Genomic DNA, 24,444 nt, shown 5'->3' on the forward strand with positions numbered 1-24,444 from the left:
TTGCCGCGATGAAACTTTTATTTACTGATCTAGATGGTACGCTTCTTGACGACGAGAAGAATATTAGCCAAGCGGACATGGCTTCGATCCGCGCGATGATAGACGCGGGACACAAGTTCGTGATGACGACGGGACGTCCGCTCACAAGCGTAAAGCACATTGCCGAAAAGTACGGCTTCTTGAAGCCGGGGTATTTTCTGGTGAGCTTCAACGGCGGTCTCATTTACGATTGCGGAACGGGACAGCCGATTTTGACGCGTCGCATTGCTGTGGATCAGGTGAAGTTCATCATGGATGAGGCTCACAAGCGCGGGATGCATGCGCACACGTATGCCGGCGATTTGGTGGTCTCGGAATACGAAACGGAACAGCTCAAGACGTATTGCCGCTTGATGAAAATGGATTATGTTGTTGTAGACGATATCCGCAATTATTATGGTGGGGTAAATTGCAATGACGGCCCGATTAATGTGGTGGTCAAGCCGCCGATCAAGGTGAACGTGATTACGCCGTTTGAACATTCGAGTCTCGTGGATTTCCGCGCCGAGATGCGGACTGTCACGGCGGGCAAGCTGTTCGACGTGTTCAGCAAGCCCGAAATGCTCGAGTTCTCGCACATGCTTTCGAACAAGGGCGCTGCCGTGCGTTACATGGCGGACTTCTATCACGAGCCGATTGAAAATACGATTGCCGTGGGCGATGAAGAAAACGATTGCCCGATGATCGATGCGGCTGGCGTTGGGGTGGCGATGGCGAATGCGTCACCGGCGGCAAAGGCTGTTGCCAATTACGTGACCGAGCGCGACAACAATCACTCCGGGATTACTGAAGTTATCGAGAAATTTGTGCTTTAGGGCTGTGGGCAATGGGGTCGGGGCTAAAGCCCCTCTGAGCACGCTTCGCTATGAGCAATCGCCCATACCTCATACCTACATTACTTTCTTAAGTCTCGCGATAATCTCATCCACATCTGTAAAGGCGCACATGGGGAGGCTTACGACTTTTTGACAGGCTACCGTGGCGTTGCTGGCGCAATCTTGTGATGCACTGAGGCTCTCGCACACTTGAGCGAGTTCCTTGAAGCATGGCTGCGTGTGCAACGGCATGGGGTAGTGGATGCAGTACGGCACCCCGGCGCTTTCTAGTTGCTTTAAAAAAGTTGCGCGGTCTTCTGCCAATACGGTGTATTGCGCGTACGTGCTCGTGTTGCCTTCTGCAATTTTTTGCGGCACGATTCCCGGAATGGCTCTGAAAAACTCATTGTACTTGCGGGCGTTCTCGTTGCGCTTCTTCAGCTCGTCTTTGAAATGGCGGAACTTCACGCGCAGTATGGCGGCCTGGATGGCGTCTAGCCTGCTGTTCATGCCGCAGATTTCATGAATGTATCGCGTCTGGCTTCCGTGGTTTGAAATGAGGCGGATCCTTTGCGCAAGTTCGTCGTTTGCGGTGAAGAGCGCGCCACCGTCGCCGTAGCAGCCGAGCGGCTTTGCCGGGTAAAAGCTCGTGATGGAAATGTCGCCGAACGTGCAGGCGGGTATGCTGTTTTGCATAGCCCCGAACGCTTGGGCTGAGTCTTCAATGAGCCAGAGACCGTTTGCCAGTGCGCATTTTCGAATTTCTGCGTACGGGGCGCACTGCCCAAAGAGGTTGACCGCGATAATCCCGCGCGTCTTTTCGCCAATCAGCGATTCGATACTTTCTGCGCTGACCTGGAGCGTTTCTGCGTCGATGTCTGCAAATTTCGGGATGCCTCCGAGGCGCATCACGCATTCGGCGGGGGCAATAAAGGTGAAGTCCGGGACGATGACTTCGTCTCCCGGTTTTAGCCCGAGGGCGAGGAGGGCTATGGTCAAGGCGTCCGTTCCGCTACCGCAGGTGATGGCATGCTTTACGCCTGTGAATTCCGCAAGGCTCGATTCCAGCGCCTGGACGACCGGTCCTCCGATGAAGCAGCCACTGTCAAGAACCTCGTTTTCGGCTTGTTGAAATTCTTTCAGGTAGGCTTCGCGCTGTGCACGTACATTGATAAACGGAATCATAAACCGTAATTTAGAAAATAGTGGTTGGTTATTGGTCAATAGGAATTTGTCACTGGATCCTTCGACTCCACTACGTTCCGCTCAGGATGACATCATCCTTCCGACTTCCTACTGTCTACTTCCTGCTAAAACATCCCCTTGACAACTTCTAAACTTTTACTATCTTTGTGCTAACATTTTTTAAGTAGGTTTTCACCCGGAGAATTTAAGGTGCCTCAACACAAGTCTTGCAAAAAGCGTTTGCTCCAGGCCGAAAAGGCCAACGCAATGAACCGTTCCACTCGTAGCGCTATCCGTGCTAGCCTCAAGGTTATCCGCACTGCTGCTACGAAAGCCGCTGCCCTCGAAGAAATGCCGAAGCTCTTCAGCATGCTCGACAAGGCTGCCGTTTCTCACCGCGCTGGTTTCTGCGCCAACCGTGCTGCCAACTACAAGGCCAAGGTTGCTAAGGTCATCAACGGCCTCGCTTAATTAAAGCTTTTCTACAGGTTTTAAGCAAAATGAACCGATATGCTCATGGCGTATCGGGTTGTTTTGTTGTATAGAACTTTGGGGGTGGGGTTGCTTGGTTAAATACGAGGGGAGTCGATATTAGACGAAATATTGTGATTTTAGTTAAAAAACGCCAAAAATAAAAAATAATTTTTTTGTTACGAAACTTTTTTACTAGATTAAGTATTGGGTTTCAAGGATTTAGAATGTCGTCTATTAATTTTGCTACAAGAGAGATTAGTTGTAAGGTCGTTTACTATGGTCCTGGTTTGAGTGGAAAAACCACAAATCTTCAGGTTATCCATCAGAAAATGCCTCAAGATAAGCGTACCGACATGGTTTCGCTCGCTACGGAAGGCGATCGAACGCTGTTTTTTGACTTTTTACCTTTGAATTTGGGCGACATCAAGGGGTTTAAGACTCGTTTCCAGCTTTATACGGTTCCTGGCCAGGTTTATTATAACAGTACACGTAAGCTTGTGCTTCGTGGTGTCGATGGGATTGTCTTTGTAGCGGATTCCCAGCGTTCTCGCCAGGCCGAAAACTTGGAAAGCCTTCAGAACTTGCGCCAGAATTTGCAGGACTACGGCATGAACTTGGACGACATTCCGTTCGTGCTGCAGTACAACAAGCGCGACATGGATAATGTGTTTACTCTGGATGAAATGAACGAAATGCTCAATCCAGATAAGAAAATTCCATTCTTCCCGGCGACGGCCCATAATGGCAAGGGTGTTGTGACGACTCTTAAGACTATTGCCATGCTGGTGATTGAAAAGTTTAATGTGAAGCAGGGCTTTTTGCGCAAGGCCGCTGTCGGTGCAACTACGGCAGCTCCTACAAGTGAAACTCCGGCTGAAAAAGTCGATGCCGCTAAGCCACAGAATGAAACCCCGGCGCCTCAGCCGGCTTCTCCGTTCCGTATGCCGTCGTTTGCCGCAAAACCTCAGACAAATGCGGGTAATTCCGGCGGTGCTGGTTCTGGTTTGTTCCAGAAGGGAGCAATGTCGTCGCCATTTGCCCGTCCGCGCGTCTCGACCGCCGTGCCAAGAATGCCTACGTTTGGCCGGTCTGTCGATAAACCGACTCAAACGGATGACGATGAAATTGTCTTGCGTCCGTACAAGCCGAAGGACAAGTAGTTTTTTATAAACGATAGTGGTGTAATATGAGCGATTATACAATTTATTCAGATGATGCAAACAAGGTGCGTCGCTTGATGACTGCGTATCAGGCCAGTGTCAAGTGCGAATATGTTGTTCTTTGCCATCGAGACGGAAACATCATTGCCGAAGTCGGCTCTCTTGGCTCGGATCTAGATGCAACGCCTCTTGCTGTGTTGAGTATTGCCGCATTTGACTCGTCACGTCAGATCGGTGTAATGCTTGGCGGAGAAAAGTTCCAGTCCGTTTCTTTTACAGGCGAGAACCGTTCCGTTTATATTTCTCCTGTAGCTCAGTCGCTCCTGCTCGTGCAGGTGTTTAATGGTGGCCGACTTCCGAATCGCATAGATGACTTTAATCGCTTGCTGGTTGAAAAGTTGGAAGACGCCGTTCCTGCGTTTACACAGAATACGAGCAGTCTCGTTCGCTAGGAGGTGCTTGTGGCAGGTAGGTTTCCGCCACTGCGAAATTTGCGTAAGACGACTCTTTTGGCAATGGTCGTCTTTCTTGGTTTCTTTGTACACCGCATTGTCATGTTTTTTATTGATGACGATGTCAGCTTTACGGACAGTTCCGACATAGAACTTTCTCCTGCCAATAGTGTGGTCTGCCGTCATATTGTAAATGGGGAACCCTTTGGTTCTGACAGCGTCTTTGAAGAAAATACAAGGCTTTACGTTTTTTCGTCCATTACAAATTCTGCACGTTATCAGGAAGACACGCTTTTTCACATTTGGTTCCTGGGGATTGATACGATTTTTGTAGAGCCATGCAATCTTGCTGGAGATGTTTGCAGTTCTATGCTTGCTTCGGACTTGGTTGAGCTTGGCGAATGGAGCGTTGATTTGGTGGCTGGCCGCAAGTTGCTTGCCAGCAGGCAGTTCCGCGTGGTGGCTCCGTCCCGGTAATTTTGTATGCGGTCGATTCCTTGTCTGGGCCTGCTGCTTGTCAGTTTTGCCTTTGCTTTGGATGTGGATTCGCTTCCTGTCTGGGATCCTTCAATTCTTGAAAAGAATACTTTAGAAAATGCATCCGGAAATGCGTCTGAATCGGCGATTCCTGTATCAGCTGACGCTCCGGATTCTTCACGTGCAGAAATCGAGACTCACGGCTACAAGACGATGCAAGTCACTGTGGGCGATGGCGGTACGCAGGTCGATCAGGAACTGCGACTCTCGATTCAAGGGCGCCTAGCTGATAGCGTCTACATTGATGCACTTTTGTCGGATGTGGACCGCAAGGCGGGGGATCAGACGACGGCAACGCTCCAGGAAGTGGACCAGATTTATTTCCGTGTAGAATCTCCGTATGCGATGCTCCATTTGGGCGATTTTACGTGGACAGACAATTCCATGGGACTCACGTCGTTTAGCCGTTCTACGCTTGGCGCGATGGCGACATTGCGCTACAAGGGTTCGGAAGTGAGCGGGGCGTGGGGTACGGATGAAGTGACGCGGTATTCGCGTTCGTTTAGCGGTGTGCAGGGGCAGCGCGAAGGCTATTATCTGGATGAGTCTGGCAGCTTTGTTTCGATTGTACCGAATTCTGAAAAAGTATGGTTGAATGGGGTTGAGCTTGTTCGTGATCGCGATTACGAAGTGAATTACGCCGGCGGTCTCCTGAATTTTAAAAACGGGATCATTCCCGGAACAGACGACGAAATACGCGTGGAATACGATGCTTACTTAAGTGAAAGTATTTACACGATGTATGCCGTTCGCGGTAGTTTGCGCTTTGAAAATGTATTCTTTGATGTATCCGGTTTCCATTTGGAAAATGACGTAGACCGCATGCGCAAAAGTTCGCTGGACAGCGTGGATTATGAACGCCTGAAAAACGATCGCGGCGGGGATTTGCGCGATTCCTCGCTTAACGAACTGCATCGCCCGAAAATGTCGGAACGCCTGGGGGCACGCCTCCGCTTGCAGGCGGAACATCGCTTTTATGCCGATGTCGAACTTGGCTTAAATCGCATGGATTCGAATACAGTCTCGAAAAATGTTGGTGGCCCGAGCGGTCGTGCTTTTAGATGGTATGTGACGACAGACTCGACGCAGAACATGAATGCTTTCCCCGTGGCGCTTTCGGTCTATGGAAATTTTGTACAAGATGGGTTTGCTATTTCAGAATTTAACGGGAGCGATCGAGACTGGAACTCCTATGCGCTCAAGAATGAATGGGATTTGGACAGCGCTCTTTTGAAAGGCGGCTTGCGCCATGATGAACTTGCGCTTCGCCTTCGTCTAGGCAAGGACTGGTTTGGAACGGCAAAGTGGGGATACCGCCGTGGCGATGAAGAACGCTGGAATTCCTCGCGGTCTCAGTTGTCGCTTGTGCACCGCAATTTGGATGTGGCCAGCGAAATTTCTGCAATGTATGTCTCGAGTACGCAGGAAGTGGATCAGAAGCGTTACCAAGGAACTTTTTCGTCGGAATTCTTGCGCGGATTCGTTAGACCGTTTGGTCGTGGCGATGTACGCTATTCGGTGCTCGATTCGCTGGGACATAAGTCGGAACGGGGCTATGCAAAAACGTCCGTTGGAGCGACTTTGAATGATGACCTGTGGAATGTGAAGGAATCGATCGGGACGCTTACGGTGCGCAAACATGAAATCTCAGGGCGTTCCCGCGACGAGGATTGGCGCGATTCCGTGAATCTCGTGACATGGACTCAGTCGGCAGAAGCGAATTTTCATCGCTTTGGTCTTTCGCACTTGTTGCAGTATACCCATGCCGTTTCTGATTCGCTGGGCGCCTCGGATTCCTGGGTGGGCGACCTGACAACGAACTTTGGCGATGACGATATGGGCCTGCAAGGTTCTGTTGCGTACCGTTTCGGAATGACTTCGGAGCAGACTTATACGGCAATATACAAAGCCGTGGCGAAGGGAACGGGCGATGTTCGCTATGACAGCCTTACCGGAAGTTTTATCGAAGGTGTCGATAACGGCGATTTTGTCTATGAAGGCATGGGCCGCAATGACTCCGTGGGGGCCGTGCTTTCGTCAAACGCAATGTTTGAAGCTTCGATTGAATGGAATCCGGGCGTTTCGCTTGGAATTTCGCAGGGGCTGTTGCGCGATATAACGATTAGCGCTTCGTACCATTCCGAAGCCGAAGATACAACGGGTAAAAAAATTTATTTTCCTCCGGTTTATCCGGCTGCGCTGCGTCGCGTGACGGCGGGAACGGTTTCGTGGGAGGCAAGCCTTGCCTGGGATCATCCGTCGGGAATCTCGGCATCGTATAACCCAAGTGCCAGTTACGAAAAGAAGATGTCGTCAATCGGGTACTATCAGGATGTTTTTGACCATAAGCTCACGGCTGGATTTAAAATAAACGATGAACATTCTGTGCATGTTGACAATACTTTTGAAAATGTTCACTTGGCTGCATTGCAAAAACTGGACTGGAATATTTGGGAGATTACGGGGCGGTATACTTGGAAATTTCCTGCGGGGTTTAGCGTGTCTCCGCGTGTCCGCTATAGGGAAGGTTCTGGCGAAGATAATACCGAAATGTCTTTTGGAGCGCATCTCTGGGAAGAGGAACTCCGTGTCGGTTATGAAAAAGAAGGCGTTGTCGATGCGCATGTTTCATTTGCTTCTATACAAATGAATAAACATGATGGCGCAATTCCGTACCAGATGATGTCTGGCTTTGGCGATGGTGTAACATTCAGGCTTGAATCGATGGTGTCGGTGGAGGTGAATCACTTTTTGTCGCTTTCGCTCCGCTATATTTTGCGCTTTGGCAATGCCGAAGAACATATATTCCAGAAACTGGCAACAGAGGCGAAGGCGTATTTCTAGTATGATGTTGTGGACTCGAAATATTTTGTGCGTGATTGCGGCCCTTATATTTGGCGCGGGTGTATGCCTCGCGTCTGAATGCCGTATTGAACGTGTAGAATGGGAGGGTGAACACGACGAGTTTGATGAACTTTCGATGAGTGTGATTGTCGGCGCTCCGTGCGATTCATGGCAGGGGGCAAGGCAAAAGCTGTTGCGGTTTTACGAGGATCGTGGATTCCTGGGTGCAAAGTTGCAGGTGAACGTCGATAGCGCGGGTGTGGCTCGTTGCCGTTTTGAACGTGGCAGTGCCTGGGTGTGGGGCGGGTCTGAAAATCTGGATTCCGGTGCGACGGACATTGGTGTCTTTAGGCTGCTGACGGGGCTTGAAGTTGGCGAAAAAGTGTCGCTTTCGGATTTGGAACGCTCGGAACGCAAGCTCTCCCGATTGGGCTATTACGAAAAGACTGCCGATGTGCGCTTGTTCCGTGATCCGGTGCGCAACCGCGTGATTCCGGCGTATTCTATGCGGGCTGCCCCGATTTCTGCGGCAGAAGGTTTTCTCACATATTCGAGCGACGAAAATGTTTGGGAAGGAAAAATCAATCTCGATTTGTACAACATCTTGGGGACGGGTCGCGATTTGCAAATGAATGGTTATTCGCAAAAGACTTCCCGCCGTATTGAAGGCTCGTATCGTGAACGGTTTATTTTTGGCACCGCCTGGGATGTCCTTGTTCGCGGGTTCTTTGAAGATGATTCTCTGTCGCGTGATTCCCGCCTGGAACTTGGCGTGTCGAGGAATATCGGGTTCAATCTTGAAATTTCGGCATTTGTGGGTATCGGCAATGACGAGAAAAGTTCGTCGCTGGAGCTTTCGTACATTTCGCTTGACCGGAGCGTTTTGCCTCGAAGCGGTACGTCGCTAGATGTCTCGCTTGCGTGGATGATGGATCGCCCGGATTCGCTCGATAGCTATTTGCGGTTGCATGCGTCCTTGGTCCATTACGTGCCGCTGTGGAAAAATTTCATTGTGCGCTACTCGGCTGCGGCGGGTGCGTTACTTCCGTCGGGAGGCGCGTTTGCGCGTGAGGACTTGTTTAGCCTGGGCGGCATCAATTCGTTTAAGGGGATGATGTATGGCTTTATGCGGACGCGCGCGTACGGGTTTTCGCAGGCGGCGTTCCTGTGGCAGGATGGCTACGATTTGTCGATTGAGCTGTTCTATCAGCCGGGACTTTATAGGCGGATGAGGCCGTTCCACGGGTGGGCGCACGAGCATGATTACGGCATCGGGTTTACGCAGTATCGCAAGTCCTGGAGCTTTAGCATTTACTATGCGCTCCGCAATGGGTGCGATTATTTGGACGGTGTCCTTGGCTTCGGGGTGAAGACGCTGTTTTAAGAAAAGAGCTTTTGAAAACAGCTGGAAAAGTACGCTATGCGGGCGGGGCCCCAGCTCGGAGTTGACGCCTACGGCGTCTGCGGCTTCACTCGGTTATGCCGGTCTGCAAGCAGCCCGTCGCAACACTCGTTTTGCGCGCTACTGAGGTATGAGCTGTTGTAACAAGAAATGCTCAAAGCGAAGCGTGCTCAGAGGCACAACGTGCCGACCTCATACCCCTTAACTACAGTCTATTTTACAATTTTGGAACGCGGACTTTGTCGCCGGCGTTGAGGTGCTCGAGCATGACGCCCGGGTTCACGGACTGGAGGGCTGAGAGCACGTAGAAGCGGGGGAGGTTCTGTGTGCCTGCTCCATACGTTCTGCGGAGGAGCTTGAACAGGTCTTCGCCATCGTTAGCGGTGACGACCTTGTAAAGACTCTTGTTCGACGGGTCGGACTGCAAGGCGGAGAGCGCGTTCGAGAACTTGGCGACGAAATTTTCGGCGTTGTTGTTTGGCTTTGTGGCTTCTGCCGCTTGCTTGACCTGTTTTGGCGGTTTGCTCAGCCCGGATTTGCGGCTCGTGCTCTTTCCGGTGACGGACGGCGGGAGCTTGAATGTCGGCGCCTTGAATGCGTTCATCTTGAGGCTCACGTCGGCGGTGTCTTTGCCCTTTTTGACCGGTTCGAGTTTCAGGATGGAGTCCAGCGAGGCGATGTAGTTGCTGTCAGGCCATTCCTCGAGCACCATGCGCTTGTTCACCTCGACGATTTTTGCGGTCGGGTGGTCGTTTTCGCAGGCAATCAAAAGTAACGGAAAAAGCAGCAATAAAGATTTCATGCTATAAAAATACTAAAAATGAGGTTGCAACTTGCCAAAATCCTAAAAAACAACTAAATTATAGCTCTCAACAATTACTTCACAGGAAGTTTTATAATGAAAGAAGGTATCCACCCTAATTATCAACCGGTCGTGTTCGTCGATGCGAATACGGGTAAAGAATACATCACCCGCTCCACGAAGTCTTCCGCCGAAAAGAAGACTATCGATGGTGTTGAATATAACGTGATTTCTTTGGAAATCACTGCTGATACCCATCCGTTCTGGACGGGCAAGCAGCATCGCGTGGATACGGCTGGCCGTATCGACAGCTTCAACAAGCGCTATGGCGGCGGTGCTAACATCACCTCTGCAAAGCGTAAGACTCGCAAGGCTGCTCCGGTCAAGGCTGAAGAAGAAGCTTAATCTTCTTAAATTTTGGGGCCTCCCTAACTAGGGAGGCTTTTCTCTTATTTAACCCTGAGGACGCAAAATGAAAAAGAAACTTAGCATTTGTGCCGCTGCCTTCATCGCCCTTGCTATGACGGCTTGCGATAGCGGTAAGACTGGAACCATCGAAGGCGAAGTTCGTGATGCTTTCACTAACAAGCCGCTGGAAATGCCGACCGTCGGTATGGACTCCACGATTTACACCACTCTTTCCAAGAAGTACGAATTCAACCAGGAACTCCGCAAGGGTAAGTTTAAGTTTGTCAAGGTTCCGGTTGGTGCCTATAGAGTTTATGCTGGTCGTTCTAAGTATGTGAAGACCCGTATGAAGATTGAAACGACGGAACAGAATCCGAACGCTTCGCTCATTCTTTACATCTACAGCGCCCAGGTTGATCCGGGTCTGTACCAGGGTACTCCGGAAGGCCCGCTCAAGATCGATAACAAGTGGGTGGTTTACTCCACGAACTGCAATGAATCCATTGCCGGTTACCGTTTGACAATGCCGCAGCAGACGGGTAGCTCCACTGCAAGCATTGCTGAAAAGATTGGTGTCCAGAAGAAAGGCAAGAAGGGCAAGAAGGCTAAGAAAGCCGCTCCTGCTCAGGTCGCATCTGCTGTTACGAACCTCCCTGAACCGCGCGTCATTGAAGGCAAGCTCGAAGTGTTCTTCCGTAACGCATCTTCTGTGACGACTCCGCTCATTGCTAAGACCTATCCGGCTGTCGTTGCTCCGATCGCTTCTCACAAGGACTGCAAGGGCTTTGGCGCAGGCGAAACGAAGGGCGTGTTCCCGGTCAAGGACAAGGCAACCGATCTCAAGGTCGAATACGTTGCTGAAAACCTCTTCAAGATTACTGGCGATCTTCCGAAGGGCAAGCAGATTATCCAGCTCTCCCAGGACGGAAAGACGGTCCAGACTTACTATTTCGAAGCCAAGTAAGTTTTCGAAAATAGCTTGAATATAAAAACTGCATGGCCAAGAGGTCGTGCAGTTTTTTTTGTATAAACAAAAAAACTCCGTTGGAAAACGGAGTCCGCGACGAAGTCGCCAAACTAAAACTATTGACTAGAATTCAATCAGTCCCTTAGCTTCGTCAGCGAGGATGACCTTTGTGGCCATGTTAATGAACAGGCCATGTCCGACGATACCTACGATGTGCTCGAGGTCGCGGGCGAGTTTGTCCGGGTCTGCGATGGGGGCGAACTTTGCATCGGCGATGAGGTTACCGCTGTCGCTAATCACTGGACCGTCCTTGCCTGGAGCGCCCATGCGGACCTTGACTTCACCACCGAGCTTTTTCACGCGTTCGGTCACGACGGCGATGGCGCCCGGGATGATTTCAAGAGGGACGGCGAACTTGGTGCCGAGCTGCTGCACGGCCTTGCCGGAGTCTGCGATGATCACGTAGTTGTCCGTCATGGAGGCGACGATCTTTTCGAGGAGGTGTGCGGCTCCGCGGCCCTTGATGAGGTTACGGTTCGGGTCGATTTCGTCGGCGCCGTCAATCACCATGTCGAGGTGGCTCACTTCGCCCATTTCCTTGAGCGGGATGCCGAGGCTACGGCATTGGAGCGTCGTGCTCCAGCTGGTCGAAACGCCCGTCACGTGGATGCCTTCGGTCTTGATGCGTTCGGCGAGTCGGTTCACCATGTGGGCCGCCGTGCTGCCTGTGCCGAGACCGACAATCATTCCGTCCTTGATCATGTCTGCGGCGCGAACGCCTGCAGCCTTCTTGAGTTCATCCATCGATGCCATTAGCGCCATCTCCTTTCGTTTGAATCAAAGTTGTCGTCGCCCATGCGGTTGTCGTAACTGTCATAGTTATCGTAGCCGTCGTAATCGTCTTCGTCCGGGAATCCTGATTCCTGCTCGGTGAAGCTTGCTTCGACGATGTCTATGACTTCGACATTGAATGTCAAGTCCTTGCCTGCAAACGGGTGGTTCCCGTCTACTATGACCGTATCTTCGAGAATTTCCTTGATGGTGTAAATGCCGTCGCACTGGTCGTCGTCATCGTCAAGGTTCAAGTCGTTCACAAATTCTTCGGCGGTGTCCGGCAGCTGGAATTCGCGGATATCGTTATCCTGGTACATTTCGAGTTCCATGCCGAGCCAGAGTTCCCCGACGTCGCGGAGTTCTTCTTTGGGAACCGTAAGGATAAGGTCCTTGCGGTATTCGCCGTAACCGAGATTCGCCGGAATGCTCACTGTAAACTTTTCGCCCAGACGACGCCCCGTCAGTGCGTCTTCAAGTCCGGGAATGATGTTGTTGTATCCGTGAATGTACACGAACGGCTGAGTGGCGGGAACTTCTTCAAGAATTCGCTTGCCTTCTCTGAGGGTGTAGGCTATGCTCACCTTCATCTTGTCTTGGATGACTACCATACGTGTCCAAATGTAGTAAAATTGGTCAATTTCACCACTTATATTAAATTGTTTTTCTAAATTACGTACATGCTTTACGGTATTTGTTCAGATATCCATTCCAACGCCACGGCATTCAAGGCTGTCCTTGAGTCTATGCACGATAACGGCGTTGAACGGAGAATATGCCTTGGTGATATTGTGGGATATGGCGTCGATACCGATGAGTGCGTCAATTTGGTTAAAGAGAACATGGATGTGTGCCTGATCGGAAACCACGACAGCGTGGCGGTACGGTACGAATCCAGCGCTGGCTTCAACCCGTATGCGAAGCAGGCGATTGAATGGACCCAGAAGAACCTTTCCAAGGAGTCTGTGGCGTTTATCCGCTCGCTTCCATATATTCACGAAGAAAACGATATCTGCTTTGTGCATGCGTCGCCCTTGTCTCCGGCAGATTGGGTCTACGTGACCGATCTTGAGGATGCGCTGAACGCTTTTGACCATTTCTCGGAGCGTTACTGCTTTGTGGGGCATACGCATAGCCCGGTCATCATTGCAAGCCGTCCTTTGGCGATTCCGAAAATTTTGGATGAGTACGAGTACGTGATTGCGAATACCGAACGCTTGCTGGTGAACGTCGGCAGCGTGGGGCAGCCACGCGACCGCGACCCGAGAGCCTGCTGGTGCCTACTCGATACCGAGACCAAGTGTGTACGGCTCATCCGCGTGGAATACGACATCCGAGAGACGCAGAACCGCATGAAAAAGCAGGGAATGCCCTCGTTCCTGATTGATAGACTATCGGTGGGGAGATAACTTAGACGAGAGAACGGCTCTGCTCCCCATTCGCGGATCATGACCACGTAAGCGCTAAAGCGCAAGTGGTCAAAGAGAGCCTACAGACTAGAGACGAGAGAGGTGTAAATGACAAGGTTTGGTTGTATGAAAACATGTTTAACTTTAAATGATGTTGAAGGCGATATTCGTCTTTTGTGGTTGCATTCTTTCGTCTGATTATGAAATGGATCTTAGCAGTTTTTGGTCGTGCCGGTTCCCCGTTCATTGCGGACGAGGTGGAAAAGTATGTGAAGCGCTTGCGCGGTTCCGCGATGCCACTTGAAGTGGTAGAACTCAAGGAATCGAAAATTGACGACCACGCCCAGGCGCTTGCCCAGGAAGCTGCCGTTTTCGAAAAAAAATTCCCGCGTAACGAGTACCGCCGAGTGATCCTCTCCGAAGAAGGGAAGCTTATGACGACGGTAAAGCTTGCCGATACGTTACAGGCCCGCTTTACGGGAAATATTGTGTTTTTGATTGGCTCTGCGTACGGCATCGACGAGAACTTGAAAAAGTCGGCCGACTTGCTGTTAAGCCTTTCTCCGTTGACTTTTACCCATGACCACGCGAGGATTATCACGGTGGAACAGCTCTACCGCGTCCAGATGGTCATGCAAAACCACCCGTATCATCATAGGTAGCTTATGAGGTATGAGGGCGCTTCGCTTTGGGGTCGCACCTGCGGTGCTTTGAGCTCGCTTCGCTTTGAGCTTGTTTTTTTCTTTTTCCTTCCCTCAGAGTTTTATGAATGTGACCATCCAAAAACCTCATGCAGCTTACCCCATAACCCCATACCCCAAAGCCCGCTGTAGCGGGCGACCCCATAACCCATTATGTTAATTTCTGCAATTGTAGCTGTTTCTGAAAACAATGTCATTGGGCGCGATGGGCACTTGCCGTGGCACCTTTCGCAGGATCTCAAGCGCTTCAAGGCGATTACCACAGGGCATGCCATCATCCTCGGTCGCAAGAATTACGACGATATCGGTCGTCCGCTGCCGAACCGCACGAACTACGTGCTCTCCCGAAACAAGGAATTTCAGGCCCCGGGCTGCATAGTCTGCTCGTCGCTCGGTGAGGCTATCGAGGCCGCCCGCGCCGCAGGCGAGACGGAGTGCTTTATCATTGGCGGTGCCGCCGTGTACCGTGAAGCGATGCCGCAGGTCGAAAAGCTCTATTTGACGAGAGTTTTGTCGCATGTGGATGGCGATGTTTTCTTCCCGGAATGGGAGGGAGACTTCGAAAAAGTCAGCGAAGAACCGTTCCAGGCTGACGAAAAAAACGATTTTCCGACTGTTTTTCAAATTTGGGTACGAAAAAAATAAGATTCTATTGCTTTTAGAATTTCTTATTATATATATATGCTGATGAAAAACGGAAAGAGAATTCTTAAGCTTCTCGTTGCAGTGCTTGCCGCTGTAAGTGTTGCTTTGTTTGTCATCAGTTTCAACGGAATGTGTCGTCATGGCACGTGTAATCATGTTATCAAACTTAACGATGGTTGGTCCGTTTCTTTTTCCGATGTGCATCTCACTCCGTTGAAGCATGTGTCGGAATTCCGGGTGCCTTCAAATGTTGAACCCGGTGATACCATTATTTACGAACGGAATATGAGGGATGATTCAATCCCTTTGCCGACGACTTTGCGCTTCCATGCGTATCACGTTGCTATTGCCGTTTATGTCGATAGTATTTGCTATTACCGTTATGGATTTGAACGCTTTAAGGAAGGGTGGCTTGTCGGTAGCGGAATCCATCTTGTGAACATGCCTGAGCATTTGGACCAGCATACGATTCGCGTGGTCACAGTTGTCACAGAAAGGGCTGCCGCAAAATCACTGACATCTATAGAACTTTTGCGCTCCGGTAGCATGACGGATTATTTTGCGAACAATTCCGATTCCATTACGATTGGAATTTTCCTGATGTTCTTTGGCATGATTGCCTTTATTACCGGGTGTTGTGCAGTGGGGTTTGACCGGGCGTATTATCGACTTATCCTGATTGGACTTTTTGCAGGGCTGATGGGACTTTGGACGCTCAACTACGCAAAGGGAATTCAGATATTCTCGATGAATTATGCTCTGGATACGACGCTAGAGTATGTATCGCTTTATCTTGCAGCAATACCGTTTGGGCTTCTCATCATCAATATGCGTTCTGGCAAGATTTCGCCGTGGAAAATGAGAATGCTGAAAGGCATTGTCGGTTTTGGCGGCTTGTTCTTTGTTGTGACGACTATTTTGCATGTGGCTGATATTGCTCATTATCCGTCATTTTTGATTGTCTATCACAGCTATATTTTTGTTTCGTTCTTGTTCATGGTCGTTTTCAAGGTGCTTTACGATCGCGGTGCCGGCCTCCAGGAAAAGATCCTTACGTCTGGTACGGTTGTGTTTGTGCTGTTTGGGATTGCGGATGTATTCCGCTATAATATCCAGAATATGCTGGGCTTGGACAAGCCATTCATGGATTCGACATGCTTGCCTGTGGGGGCACTCCTCTTCATTTTGCTCTTGATGGTGGGTTACCTTGTTTACATGTACGAAGAACTTATGGACAAGACCGAGAAGGAAGTCCTTCGCCAGATTGCCTATAGAGATGCGCTCACTGGCATATATAACCGTGCTAAGTGCGAACACATTTTTGAAGTCCTCAATCGTGATGATAGCGATTATGCTATTGTGAGTATCGATGTGAACGGACTCAAGTACGTCAACGACCATTTTGGACATTCTATGGGCGACAAGCTCCTCTGCGCCTTTGCCGATGTGTTCAAGAATGCTTTTAACGGCATTGGAACGACTATCCGCATGGGTGGCGATGAATTTGTGGCAATTGTCCGTGCGGAACATCTTTCGGATCTGAACACTGCGTTAAAGACGATGGTGCTCCTGGAAAAAGACGCCAAGTTGCCGATCGCCATGAATGTTGCTTACGGTTATTCTATACGCCGTCGAGGTGATGCCGTGACGGCAATGGACGTTTACCGCATGGCCGATGCGAACATGTACGCCATGAAGCTCGCCTCTAAGCAACAGCGAATGGCATAATCAGAGTTTCTAGAATGTCACCCCGGATTTATTCCGGGGTCGACTTTTTATACGAGAAGGCGATGCCGGAACGGAGTCCGGCATGACAAATCCATCATTTATCGAATTGGCTAATGACTAAAAACTAATAACTCATAGCCGTTTTTTTGATTAGATTATTGAACAAGTATGATTGAGTTCAATATCTTTTATAAGCTTGCGGCGGCGCTGGGTATCGGTTTCATTATCGGTATGCAGCGTGAAAACTCGTATTCCCGCAATAATTCTAGGCACCCCGCTGGGCTGTGCTCGTTTTCGATTGTGAGCCTTTGTGGCGCCTTGTCTTGCTACCTGGGCGACCTGATGGGTTCGATTGTCCCCTTTGTCGTTGGCCTTGTGATTGTCGGGCTTTTGCTCGTGGCAAGCCATATTGCGTATGGTCTTTCGAACCGCGATAACGGCGGGCCTGCGGGCGTCACGACGAGTGCTGCTCTTATCATGATTTATTTCTTGGGGGCGCTTTGCTGGTTTAACCGCCTCTTGGAAGCGTGTATCCTCATGATTGTGCTCTTGTGGCTCTTGGCGGTCAAGCGGCAGCTTCACGATTTTGCGAAAAAGATTTCGACTGAGGACATCATTGCGACTGTCAAGTTTGCGGTGATTTCTCTCATGATTTTGCCGTTCTTGCCGAACCGCGCATTTGGCCCGCCGGGCCTCGAAGTTTTGAACCCGCATACGATTTGGCTCTTTGTCGTGTTTATTTGCGGCATCGGCTTTGTGGGCTATGTACTCATTAAGCTTGTCGGCCCTGGCAAGGGTATTTGGCTCACGGGGCTTTTGGGCGGGCTTGCGAGCAGTACGGCACTCACGCTGAACTTGGCGGGGCGTAGCGTTGATAACGAGCAGTATGCGGCGGATTTTACGCTCGGCATTGTGCTGAGCTGGTCGGTGATGTATGCACGACTCTACCTCATTTGCGTGTTCCTGATGCCGTCACTTGCGCTCCCGCTCTTGGCGCCGCTACTTGTGCCTGTGGTGCCTGGGCTTGGTTATGCGGGTTACTTGAAACTTCGTGAATCCAAGGATCATCGACAGAAGACGACTGATTTTAATAATCCGTTCAAGCTGTTGCCGGCGATTAAGTTTGGCCTGGTCTTTACGGTGGTCATGTTCATTGCGAATGCGGCTCATGCTTACTTTGGCTCGGGCGCCTTGATGATTTGTAGCTTCTTGGGCGGTGCTGCCGAAATGGATGCGGTCGCGTTCTCGCTTATCGACATGTGCCGAAAGGCGACTCTTGAACACCACAACTTGATTTTGGCGCTCCTGTTTGCAAGCCTTGCCAATACGCTTACCAAGGGGTGCCTAGTGTATTTCCTTGGAGCAAAGTCCATGCGCCGCCCGATTCTCCCTGCGGTTGTGCTCATTTGTGGTGTTTCGGTCGTGATGATTGGAATTTACTCAGTCGTGTAGTGAAAATGCTGGTATATTTTTTTGTGACAATTTCTCCTCTTGGTTCCCGTTTATATAATTTGGAAATGGGAAAATAAAAAAGTGGGTGTATTATGTCTAATAAGATGAAATTTGCATTGACCATCGCTGGTTTTGATGGTTCTGCGGGGGCCGGAATTTTGGCCGATGTCAAGGCTATGGCTCATTTTGGTGTGTACTGCGAATCTGTATGTACTGCGCTTACTCAGCAAAATGAAGATGAATTTGTGGCGCCTGGCTGGGTCATCTGGGACCGCATCGAAGCTCAGCTAGAAACCTTATTTAAAAAAAGAACTTTCAAGTACGTAAAAATCGGACTTGTCGAAAAAGCCAAAGTTTTGAAGAAAATTGTTGAATATATCCGGACAAAATCTCCAGATGCCTACATTATATGGGATCCGATTGCAAGCGCTTCGGCGGGATTTCATTTTTTGCGAGCTGCCGAACAAGATAAATTCATGCCTGTGATGAATCAGATTGACTTGGTCACGCCGAATCAAGATGAATTTGGATTTCTAGGGCTTGGACTTGCCGCATCTCGCGGGCTGGTTAATCTTGGAAATGATTTTGCGCTTCTCTTGAAAGGGGGGCATTCCAGAGGGAAAGAAGCCGTTGACATTCTCTGGGATCGTGATGGAAAACAGTACAAATTCTCTAGCCCGCGTTTGCCAGGGCATGGAACGCATGGCACAGGCTGCCACCTCTCTTCTGCGATCCTTGCAAATCTTGTGCTGGGGCACACTCTCCCTGAATCGTGCCAGATTGCAAAGAATTACCTCACCGAGCTATTGCAGAGCGGTGAAGGCAGGCTTGCAAAAGATATTTAGTTTAGATAGAATAAGCCTCCCGTTGGGGAGGCTCTTTTAATAAATTATTCTGTTTTACTTTTCAATGCACCTGACGGAAAAGGCGTTGTTTTCTTCGATGGCGCGTTCCGCATAACGTTCATTGTATCCGCCGATGGTCACGAAGTTTGCGATGTAGGTCGTTTCTTCGGTTGCTGTCCAGAAGAAGGCTGATTTTTCCATGTCTTCGTAGGCGAAATGTGTGTTGCTTTTGCCAGACGCGTTAAATGATGCTTTGGTTTCTTCGCAGTACGGACTCCACATTTCGTTGTTGCCGAAGCAGATTCTCTGGCCGGCCTGCTTGACTCTGAAACCGTTCTTCTTGCTTGAACCGAGGTACTTGCTCAAAAAGTTCCAGTCTTTGCGGTCAGGGAGTCTCCAGCCGGTCGGGCATGCCTTCATGGCAGCTTTCCATGTGTAGAGGCGACCGTACTTGTGGCAGTTGGATTTGTCGTCGTTGTAGCAGTAGCTGCCCTTTGTCGTCTTGTAGGTGAGGTTTTCGGCGAGCCAGTTGTGGTTGCCGATTTTCACGATCTTGTAGGTGTGGCCGTCACGCGGGTCCTTGAATTTTTTTGCGGAGGCCTTCTTAGAGGGGGCTGCTGCGGCGATGCAGGCAGCCAGAAGCATAAATACGAAACCAATTCTCATGGACTAAAATTTACAAATTTTCTGTTTTAGAAATTTTGTTATCTTGTAAAATGAAGAGGATTTAAAGTTGTTAATTGAAGATGTAAAAAAATCGATTGCTGATGCCGGTTTTCACGATGGCGAAAAAATGCCTTCCGTGCGTAAGATGGCGGAACGTCTTGGCCTTTCTGTGAATACGGTTCATCGGGCATACAAGATTTTGGCACAAGAAAAACTGGTACAGCTCGTTCATGGCAAGGGTTGCTTTTGGGGTTCGGCTCCGTCGTTTGAGGTGAAGGCCGAGGAAAGTGTCTATTCTGTGGTCGAGCGCCTGTTCCAGAACGATTTGGATAGCGGGTACCTGAATGCTTTTGATGAATTGCCGTCATGCAAGGAGCTTTCGAACCGTTACAATGTTTCGCTTTACATTGTCAAAAAGTTCCTGATGCAAAAATGTGCGCAAGGGATTTTGCGCCATGTGGGACACCGTTTTTTCTTTAGCGAAGAACGCCCTGTCGAAAAGTCGAATTTTATTTTGTTTGTGCACCGCTCGGATGAATTCGGGCGACTGAAAATCGAATCCGAACGTGAATCCGATGTGTTCCGCACATTTGCGCAGATTGCCGCAGAACAGAAAATTGCGGTGAAGTTTATCGGGTATCACGAAGCCTCGAACCAGTTTTATTTATCATCGGGCGAAACTTTTGTTGTAAAGAACGATGCTCATTGCCTGGGCGTATTCCTCTCGACGTGGCTAGTTTATGATGCCGCGAAGTTGTTTGTGCATTTTGCTTCGTTTAAAAATCCGATTTCGGTCTGGTGGGAATACGCTCCGGATGTGATTCCGGTGATTGCCCGCAATAAAAAGAAATGGGCGTTTTACAACGTTGCGTTTGGCAAGGAAGCTGGTGTGATTGTCGGGCGCTATCTCAAGAGCAGGGATATGGGACCTGTTCATTACCTTTCGCCATACCACGCTAGTTTCTGGTCGAAGGCGCGTTTGCAGGGCTTGCTTGAAGCGGGTACGGATGTGATTCCGCTTGTCGATGAGCGCTTTGCATCTCCGTTTGACTTGGCGGATGCTGCAGAACACGAGGGCGTTGAACGTCAGGTGCTTTTGGACAACATTCTTGAATCGCTTTTGAAAAATGCGACTTTGGATAAATTTGTATGTTCAAATGACTGGGTGGCGGCTTCGTTGATTGACTACTTCAAGGCGAAAAAGTTGCCGACGCCGTACGTGGTGGGCTTTGACGATACGATTGAAAGTTACCGCTACGTGTTCGATTCTTTTGCATTCAATGTTGGGACAATGGTGAAAGAGGCAATTTACCACATTGTCGCGCCGACCATATATGCAGAACAGCGGCGCCAAATGCAGACGCCGCTCGGAAGAGTAGTCGAGAAACACTAGTTTTTACAGAATCACCGTCATTCCGAACGAATGCTTCTTCGTCACCCTGAGCGTAGCGAAGGGTCCAGTAAAGTCTTGTAATAAAAAATAACTGGATTCTTCCGCCGTTGGCGTCAGAATGACGCGTTACGCAATAAGAATCAAGCGTTAAACTTGCCAGAGCAGGCGAGGAGCCCGAGCATATACAGGAGTCCGTCGTAGTAGCGCCAGAGCCCAGTCGGAATTTCCATATTCCAGAGGTCTTCTGCAAACGGCTTGATAAGCGGATCGCCTGCGGGGAGCGCGATTGTAGATGCTGCGTTCATGGCGATCAGGCCGCCCGTAGCAGGCCTTGCCTCGCGCGGGAACGCGCTCCCGTCAACACGCATGTCGGCGAGATACGGGCGACGCCCGTGGAGGTAACCGAGAATCTTTCGGACCGCAGAAACTTCCCATTCGCTCACATCGGCGCGTTCGCCCTTGTCTTGCAATTTTGCGGCATCAAGACCGATGTTCCACACGACGCGCCAAGCGTCTCCGCAGAAGCAATCGCTTTCCGGGTGCCACGGCGTTTTCTTTGGCGTTCCGTCAAATTCACTGTAATCGGCGGCAAGTCCCGTGACCGGGTGGCAAGCCTTTTTCAAGTAGGCAACGCTGTTGTCTGCAATCTTGTTCCAAATTTCGTCGCCGCTGGCTTCGCCGTACATTCTGTAGAATGCGACTGTGTTATAGCTCGGGTCGGTGTAATCGTTCCCTTTCATGGGCGAGAATCGCACGAGGCCCGCGTTCACGTCCATCATCGTGTACACATCGCCAGCTTGCGGCTTGTGTGCCATGTCGTTGATGAGTTCGACGGCTTCGCGTTTGTAATTATCGCAATTGAATTTCTTGGCGGCGTAAAGGAGCGCTGCGGCAAAGTATTCTTCGCCATCCGGGGCGGCTCCTGGGTCCATCATTGAAAAATCGGCTGTCGAAACTTGCCAGGAGTAATAACCGGCGAGGTCGCCTTCGGTGTTTTTCATGTGCGTCTTGGCGAATTTCCAAAGTTTGTCGAAAAGGTCTTGCTTGCCGAGGAGTGCGGCAACCGTCATGCCGTAGCTCATGCCTTCGGAGCGGATGTCGTTGTGACCGATATCCACGATGTACGCCATGTCGTTGCCTTTGTCAAAGCAAATGCGTTCGTTTTCGCTGTCGCCTTCGAACAGTTGCGTGAAAGCCTTGTTGAGTTTTGCCTCGATTTCGGCGGGGGTCTTACCAATTTCTTCAAAAATGTTTCTCATGGCATCTAAAATAGAAATGTATTGGGCCGCTGTCCTGTTTTGTAGATGAAATAATTTAAAAGTGTTGTGAGTGTTTCTTGAAACGCTTGGAAAATTGTTGCAATTGTGAAAAAAAACTTGAATAAAATTGGAAATGTCATTATTTGACATTTTACAATTCTATATTCATAAAAAATGATTAATCCCGTTTTTTCAAGCGTGTAGACGGGGAAGGAGAACAAAATGAAGATTATTGAAGAAAAAATATTAACGATCCGAAATGAACGAGTTATTTTGGATTGCGATGTAGCCAGTCTCTATGGAGTGCCTACAAAAGAAATAAATCAGGCTGTTAGGAATAATCCAGAAAAATTTCCCAAGGGGTACATATTCCAAACGACGGATGATGAAAAAAGTGAGGTGGTAAAAAATTTTGACCACCTCGAGAAGCTGAAATATAGTCCTGTTAATCCAACTGCATTTACAGAACGTGGCTTATATATGCTAGCTACGATATTAAAGGGAAAAATTGCTGTTCAGACAACGATAAGTATCATAGATACTTTTGTTGAAATTAGGGAATTGTCTCGTGCTGTAGCTAGTATTCCCCATGTCGTAGATGAATCGGAACGAAAGTCTTTGTTGAAGCGTAGTGGAGAAATAATTTCAAATGTTCTTACGAATGATTTGGAAGAATCCGAAACAGAAACGGAAATAGAATTGAATTTGGCTATGCTTAAGATAAAACATAAAGTTAAAAAGGAACGTCAGCGAAAATAAAAAACGCCCGCATTACTGCGAGCGTCTTTAAAAGCTTGAGTCTTGTTGGCTCTAAGCGGTTTACTACCTGGAGTAGTATTCCACGACGAGCTGTTCTTCGAGCTTGACCGGGATCTGGTCGCGGAGCGGAAGCTTCACGAGAGTACCCTGCATCTTGCCGAGATCGACAGACAAGTATTCCGGAGCGGCAGCTGCAGAAGCGATTGCTTCCTTGATCTGCACGTGTTCCTTAGACTGTTCACGAACGGCAACCACGTCGCCAGCCTTGATGAGGCGGCTCGGAGAGAAGCTACGAACACCGTTCACAGTGAAGTGACCGTGTGCAACGTACTGACGGGCAGCGAAGATCGTACGGGCAAAACCCATGCGGAAGACGACTGCGTCAAGACGAGTTTCGAGCAAGATCATCAGGTTATCACCTGCAGAACCTTCACGACGGTTAGCTTCCTTGTATGCCTTGGCAAGCTGAGCTTCGGAAATGTTGTAGGTGAAACGAAGACGCTGCTTTTCGACCAACTGCTGCTTGTAAACGGAAGCAGACTTCTTGCGGGTCTGACCATGCTGGCCAGGTGCGAAGTTGCGGCGGTCGAGAGCCTTTTGAGTCTTCTGAGAAACGGCAACGCCGAGAGAGCGTGCTACTTTACCTTTAGGTCCGCGGAAGGAGGACATATTTACCTCTTTGAGGAAGCTCTTTGGTTACGCTTGCAAGTTGGCAGAGCTTGGCACGACTTGCAAGATTTGGACTTCAAATTTAGTCAAATGTTCACTACTTGTCAACAGAATCCTGGCATTTCTCGAAGACGAAGGGGTTGTGGTCGCCTTGGACTTTGAAAATGCGGCGGTCGCGCTCGCATTCGCGCTCGGTGACGGGGTACATCTTGTCCCAGGCTTCGAAAAGCTTGCGGTCTTGCTTGGAGAGGCTGATGTTGTAGGTCTTTTCCATGTAGAAATGAACACGGGCAATCAGGCCTCGGACTTCTTTGCGGGGTTGGACCTTCTTTTCCTTGAAATCAACGATGGTTTCGCACTCGCCGTACATGGGGACCGGGTCGTTTGTCCACTGGCTGAACATGAAGTTGCTGCGGTCCCCGTTCACTTCGCCGATGGCGGGGTAGAGGTTGTGGAGGTCGCCTTCCATGATCTTGAACGTGGTGTCGTTGACACTGCAGTTCTTGCGTCCGCCGTCTTGCCAGCAGGGGAGGTGCTTACCCATGTTGTGGGCGGTGACGATGTGTTCCCATTCGATGCGCTTGGTGCGTTCGGTACTTTTGCGGTTCGGATTTTCGCGCGGCTTGTAGTTGCAAGTGCTAAAGTCCACATGCTTTTTGTCGAGGTAGCGGCAACCGCAGTAGATTGTCTCCTGGAGTTCCCCGTAGTAGATGCGTCTCATCTGCTTGCCCGCATCGCGGTAGTTGTAATGGCGGGGGGCGGCCTCGGGATCGACTTTCGCAAACGAAAATGCTGCGAAAACGCAAAGAATCAAAGCGACAGCGCTTGCTGAAACTTTCATATAAACAAAACCTCTTGTTGTGTGTAGTAAAAATGTAATCATTTTTGTTATTGGTCACGCTTCGCTTGGGGCTATGAGTACGCTCGTAAACTCGCTCTGGGGTATGGGCTATTGTAATATGAAAAGCCCAAAGCCTTGCAAAGCAAGGCAACCTCAAAAGC

Annotated in this window: 24 protein-coding genes and 1 pseudogene; 17 read left to right on the forward strand and 8 right to left on the reverse strand. The window is 49.7% G+C overall.

From position 1 onward, the window contains the following. The first annotated feature begins 8 nt into the window (after positions 1-8). On the forward strand, positions 9-854 hold the full coding sequence (locus B7990_RS02335; RefSeq protein ID WP_088639435.1) for a Cof-type HAD-IIB family hydrolase: 846 nt from the start codon (positions 9-11) through the stop codon (positions 852-854). A 75-nt stretch (positions 855-929) separates the two neighbouring features. Here B7990_RS02335 and B7990_RS02340 read toward each other — a convergent pair whose 3' ends face one another. Next, positions 930-2,039, reverse strand: a complete 1,110-nt coding sequence (locus B7990_RS02340) for a DegT/DnrJ/EryC1/StrS aminotransferase family protein (protein ID WP_088639436.1) — start codon at positions 2,037-2,039, stop codon at positions 930-932. 210 nt (positions 2,040-2,249) lie between these two features. Here B7990_RS02340 and rpsT point away from each other — a divergent pair, with 210 nt between their 5' ends. The 6 genes and pseudogenes from rpsT (at position 2,250) to B7990_RS02370 (ending at position 8,890) form a co-directional block, all read left to right on the forward strand. Continuing rightward, positions 2,250-2,510 (forward strand): 30S ribosomal protein S20, encoded by a 261-nt coding sequence (gene rpsT / locus B7990_RS02345; RefSeq protein ID WP_012820070.1) that lies wholly within the window; start codon positions 2,250-2,252, stop codon positions 2,508-2,510. Positions 2,511-2,737: 227 nt separating this feature from the next. After that, positions 2,738-3,328: pseudogene (locus B7990_RS15180) on the forward strand (ATP/GTP-binding protein); the annotation flags it as partial. Between the two features lie 371 nt (positions 3,329-3,699). Further along, positions 3,700-4,125, forward strand: a complete 426-nt coding sequence (locus B7990_RS02355; protein WP_088639438.1) for a roadblock/LC7 domain-containing protein — start codon at positions 3,700-3,702, stop codon at positions 4,123-4,125. A gap of 9 nt (positions 4,126-4,134) precedes the next feature. Beyond that, positions 4,135-4,602: a hypothetical protein gene (locus tag B7990_RS02360; protein WP_088639439.1), complete on the forward strand. Its 468-nt coding sequence runs from the start codon at positions 4,135-4,137 to the stop codon at positions 4,600-4,602. Positions 4,603-4,608: 6 nt separating this feature from the next. Then, positions 4,609-7,506 carry a hypothetical protein gene (locus B7990_RS02365; RefSeq protein ID WP_088639440.1) on the forward strand — a complete coding sequence of 966 codons (2,898 nt, stop codon included), beginning with the start codon at positions 4,609-4,611 and terminating at the stop codon, positions 7,504-7,506. A 1-nt stretch (position 7,507) separates the two neighbouring features. Next, entirely contained in the window at positions 7,508-8,890 is a 1,383-nt protein-coding gene (locus tag B7990_RS02370; protein WP_088639441.1) for a BamA/TamA family outer membrane protein, read from the forward strand. Between the two features lie 235 nt (positions 8,891-9,125). On the opposite strand, the gene B7990_RS02375 is transcribed toward B7990_RS02370, so the two are convergent. Beyond that, positions 9,126-9,710: a hypothetical protein gene (locus tag B7990_RS02375; protein WP_088639442.1), complete on the reverse strand. Its 585-nt coding sequence runs from the start codon at positions 9,708-9,710 to the stop codon at positions 9,126-9,128. A 96-nt stretch (positions 9,711-9,806) separates the two neighbouring features. Between B7990_RS02375 and B7990_RS02380 the strand changes: the two genes are divergently transcribed. After that, positions 9,807-10,115 carry a type B 50S ribosomal protein L31 gene (locus B7990_RS02380; protein ID WP_012820063.1) on the forward strand — a complete coding sequence of 103 codons (309 nt, stop codon included), beginning with the start codon at positions 9,807-9,809 and terminating at the stop codon, positions 10,113-10,115. 67 nt (positions 10,116-10,182) lie between these two features. Beyond that, positions 10,183-11,082: a hypothetical protein gene (locus B7990_RS02385; RefSeq protein WP_088639443.1), complete on the forward strand. Its 900-nt coding sequence runs from the start codon at positions 10,183-10,185 to the stop codon at positions 11,080-11,082. Positions 11,083-11,208: 126 nt separating this feature from the next. Here the strand turns inward: B7990_RS02385 and rpiA are convergent, their stop codons facing one another. Together rpiA and B7990_RS02395 are read right to left on the reverse strand one after the other, a co-directional pair. Next, positions 11,209-11,898 (reverse strand): ribose-5-phosphate isomerase RpiA, encoded by a 690-nt coding sequence (gene rpiA, locus B7990_RS02390; RefSeq protein ID WP_012819869.1) that lies wholly within the window; start codon positions 11,896-11,898, stop codon positions 11,209-11,211. Continuing rightward, positions 11,898-12,527 (reverse strand): peptidylprolyl isomerase, encoded by a 630-nt coding sequence (locus tag B7990_RS02395; RefSeq protein ID WP_088639444.1) that lies wholly within the window; start codon positions 12,525-12,527, stop codon positions 11,898-11,900. The genes rpiA and B7990_RS02395 overlap by 1 nt, the downstream gene beginning before the upstream one ends. Before the next feature lie 69 nt (positions 12,528-12,596). Here B7990_RS02395 and B7990_RS02400 point away from each other — a divergent pair, with 69 nt between their 5' ends. The 6 genes from B7990_RS02400 to B7990_RS02425 all read left to right on the forward strand — a co-directional run bounded on the left by B7990_RS02400 (position 12,597) and on the right by B7990_RS02425 (position 18,696). Further along, entirely contained in the window at positions 12,597-13,325 is a 729-nt protein-coding gene (locus B7990_RS02400; RefSeq protein ID WP_088639445.1) for a metallophosphoesterase, read from the forward strand. A 200-nt stretch (positions 13,326-13,525) separates the two neighbouring features. Continuing rightward, on the forward strand, positions 13,526-13,987 hold the full coding sequence (locus B7990_RS02405) for a 23S rRNA (pseudouridine(1915)-N(3))-methyltransferase RlmH (RefSeq protein WP_088639935.1): 462 nt from the start codon (positions 13,526-13,528) through the stop codon (positions 13,985-13,987). Positions 13,988-14,179: 192 nt separating this feature from the next. Continuing rightward, a complete protein-coding gene (locus B7990_RS02410; RefSeq protein WP_088639446.1) occupies positions 14,180-14,671 on the forward strand; it encodes a dihydrofolate reductase in 492 nt (163 codons plus the stop codon). 42 nt (positions 14,672-14,713) lie between these two features. Then, the gene (locus tag B7990_RS02415) at positions 14,714-16,399 is read left to right on the forward strand and encodes a GGDEF domain-containing protein (RefSeq protein WP_254917288.1); all 1,686 of its coding nucleotides are present in this window, start codon (positions 14,714-14,716) and stop codon (positions 16,397-16,399) included. 168 nt (positions 16,400-16,567) lie between these two features. Next, the gene (locus B7990_RS02420) at positions 16,568-17,851 is read left to right on the forward strand and encodes an MgtC/SapB family protein (RefSeq protein WP_088639448.1); all 1,284 of its coding nucleotides are present in this window, start codon (positions 16,568-16,570) and stop codon (positions 17,849-17,851) included. Positions 17,852-17,943: 92 nt separating this feature from the next. After that, positions 17,944-18,696 carry a hydroxymethylpyrimidine/phosphomethylpyrimidine kinase gene (locus tag B7990_RS02425; protein WP_088639449.1) on the forward strand — a complete coding sequence of 251 codons (753 nt, stop codon included), beginning with the start codon at positions 17,944-17,946 and terminating at the stop codon, positions 18,694-18,696. A 54-nt stretch (positions 18,697-18,750) separates the two neighbouring features. Here B7990_RS02425 and B7990_RS02430 read toward each other — a convergent pair whose 3' ends face one another. Beyond that, positions 18,751-19,362, reverse strand: coding sequence for an FISUMP domain-containing protein (locus B7990_RS02430; protein ID WP_088639450.1), 612 nt, complete (start codon positions 19,360-19,362; stop codon positions 18,751-18,753). A 67-nt stretch (positions 19,363-19,429) separates the two neighbouring features. On the opposite strand from B7990_RS02430, the gene B7990_RS02435 reads away from it, so the two are divergent. Then, positions 19,430-20,755, forward strand: a complete 1,326-nt coding sequence (locus tag B7990_RS02435; protein WP_088639451.1) for a GntR family transcriptional regulator — start codon at positions 19,430-19,432, stop codon at positions 20,753-20,755. A 140-nt stretch (positions 20,756-20,895) separates the two neighbouring features. On the opposite strand, the gene B7990_RS02440 is transcribed toward B7990_RS02435, so the two are convergent. Continuing rightward, positions 20,896-22,014: a glycosyl hydrolase family 8 gene (locus B7990_RS02440; protein WP_088639452.1), complete on the reverse strand. Its 1,119-nt coding sequence runs from the start codon at positions 22,012-22,014 to the stop codon at positions 20,896-20,898. A gap of 222 nt (positions 22,015-22,236) precedes the next feature. Between B7990_RS02440 and B7990_RS02445 the strand changes: the two genes are divergently transcribed. Continuing rightward, the gene (locus B7990_RS02445; RefSeq protein ID WP_088639453.1) at positions 22,237-22,773 is read left to right on the forward strand and encodes an ORF6N domain-containing protein; all 537 of its coding nucleotides are present in this window, start codon (positions 22,237-22,239) and stop codon (positions 22,771-22,773) included. Positions 22,774-22,836: 63 nt separating this feature from the next. On the opposite strand, the gene rpsD is transcribed toward B7990_RS02445, so the two are convergent. Continuing rightward, on the reverse strand, positions 22,837-23,442 hold the full coding sequence (gene rpsD / locus B7990_RS02450) for a 30S ribosomal protein S4 (protein ID WP_088639454.1): 606 nt from the start codon (positions 23,440-23,442) through the stop codon (positions 22,837-22,839). Positions 23,443-23,539: 97 nt separating this feature from the next. Beyond that, positions 23,540-24,283: an endonuclease gene (locus B7990_RS02455; RefSeq protein ID WP_088639455.1), complete on the reverse strand. Its 744-nt coding sequence runs from the start codon at positions 24,281-24,283 to the stop codon at positions 23,540-23,542. Between the last annotated feature and the right edge of the window lie 161 nt (positions 24,284-24,444).

Source organism: Fibrobacter sp. UWB4 (assembly GCF_002210345.1).
GTDB lineage: Bacteria > Fibrobacterota > Fibrobacteria > Fibrobacterales > Fibrobacteraceae > Fibrobacter.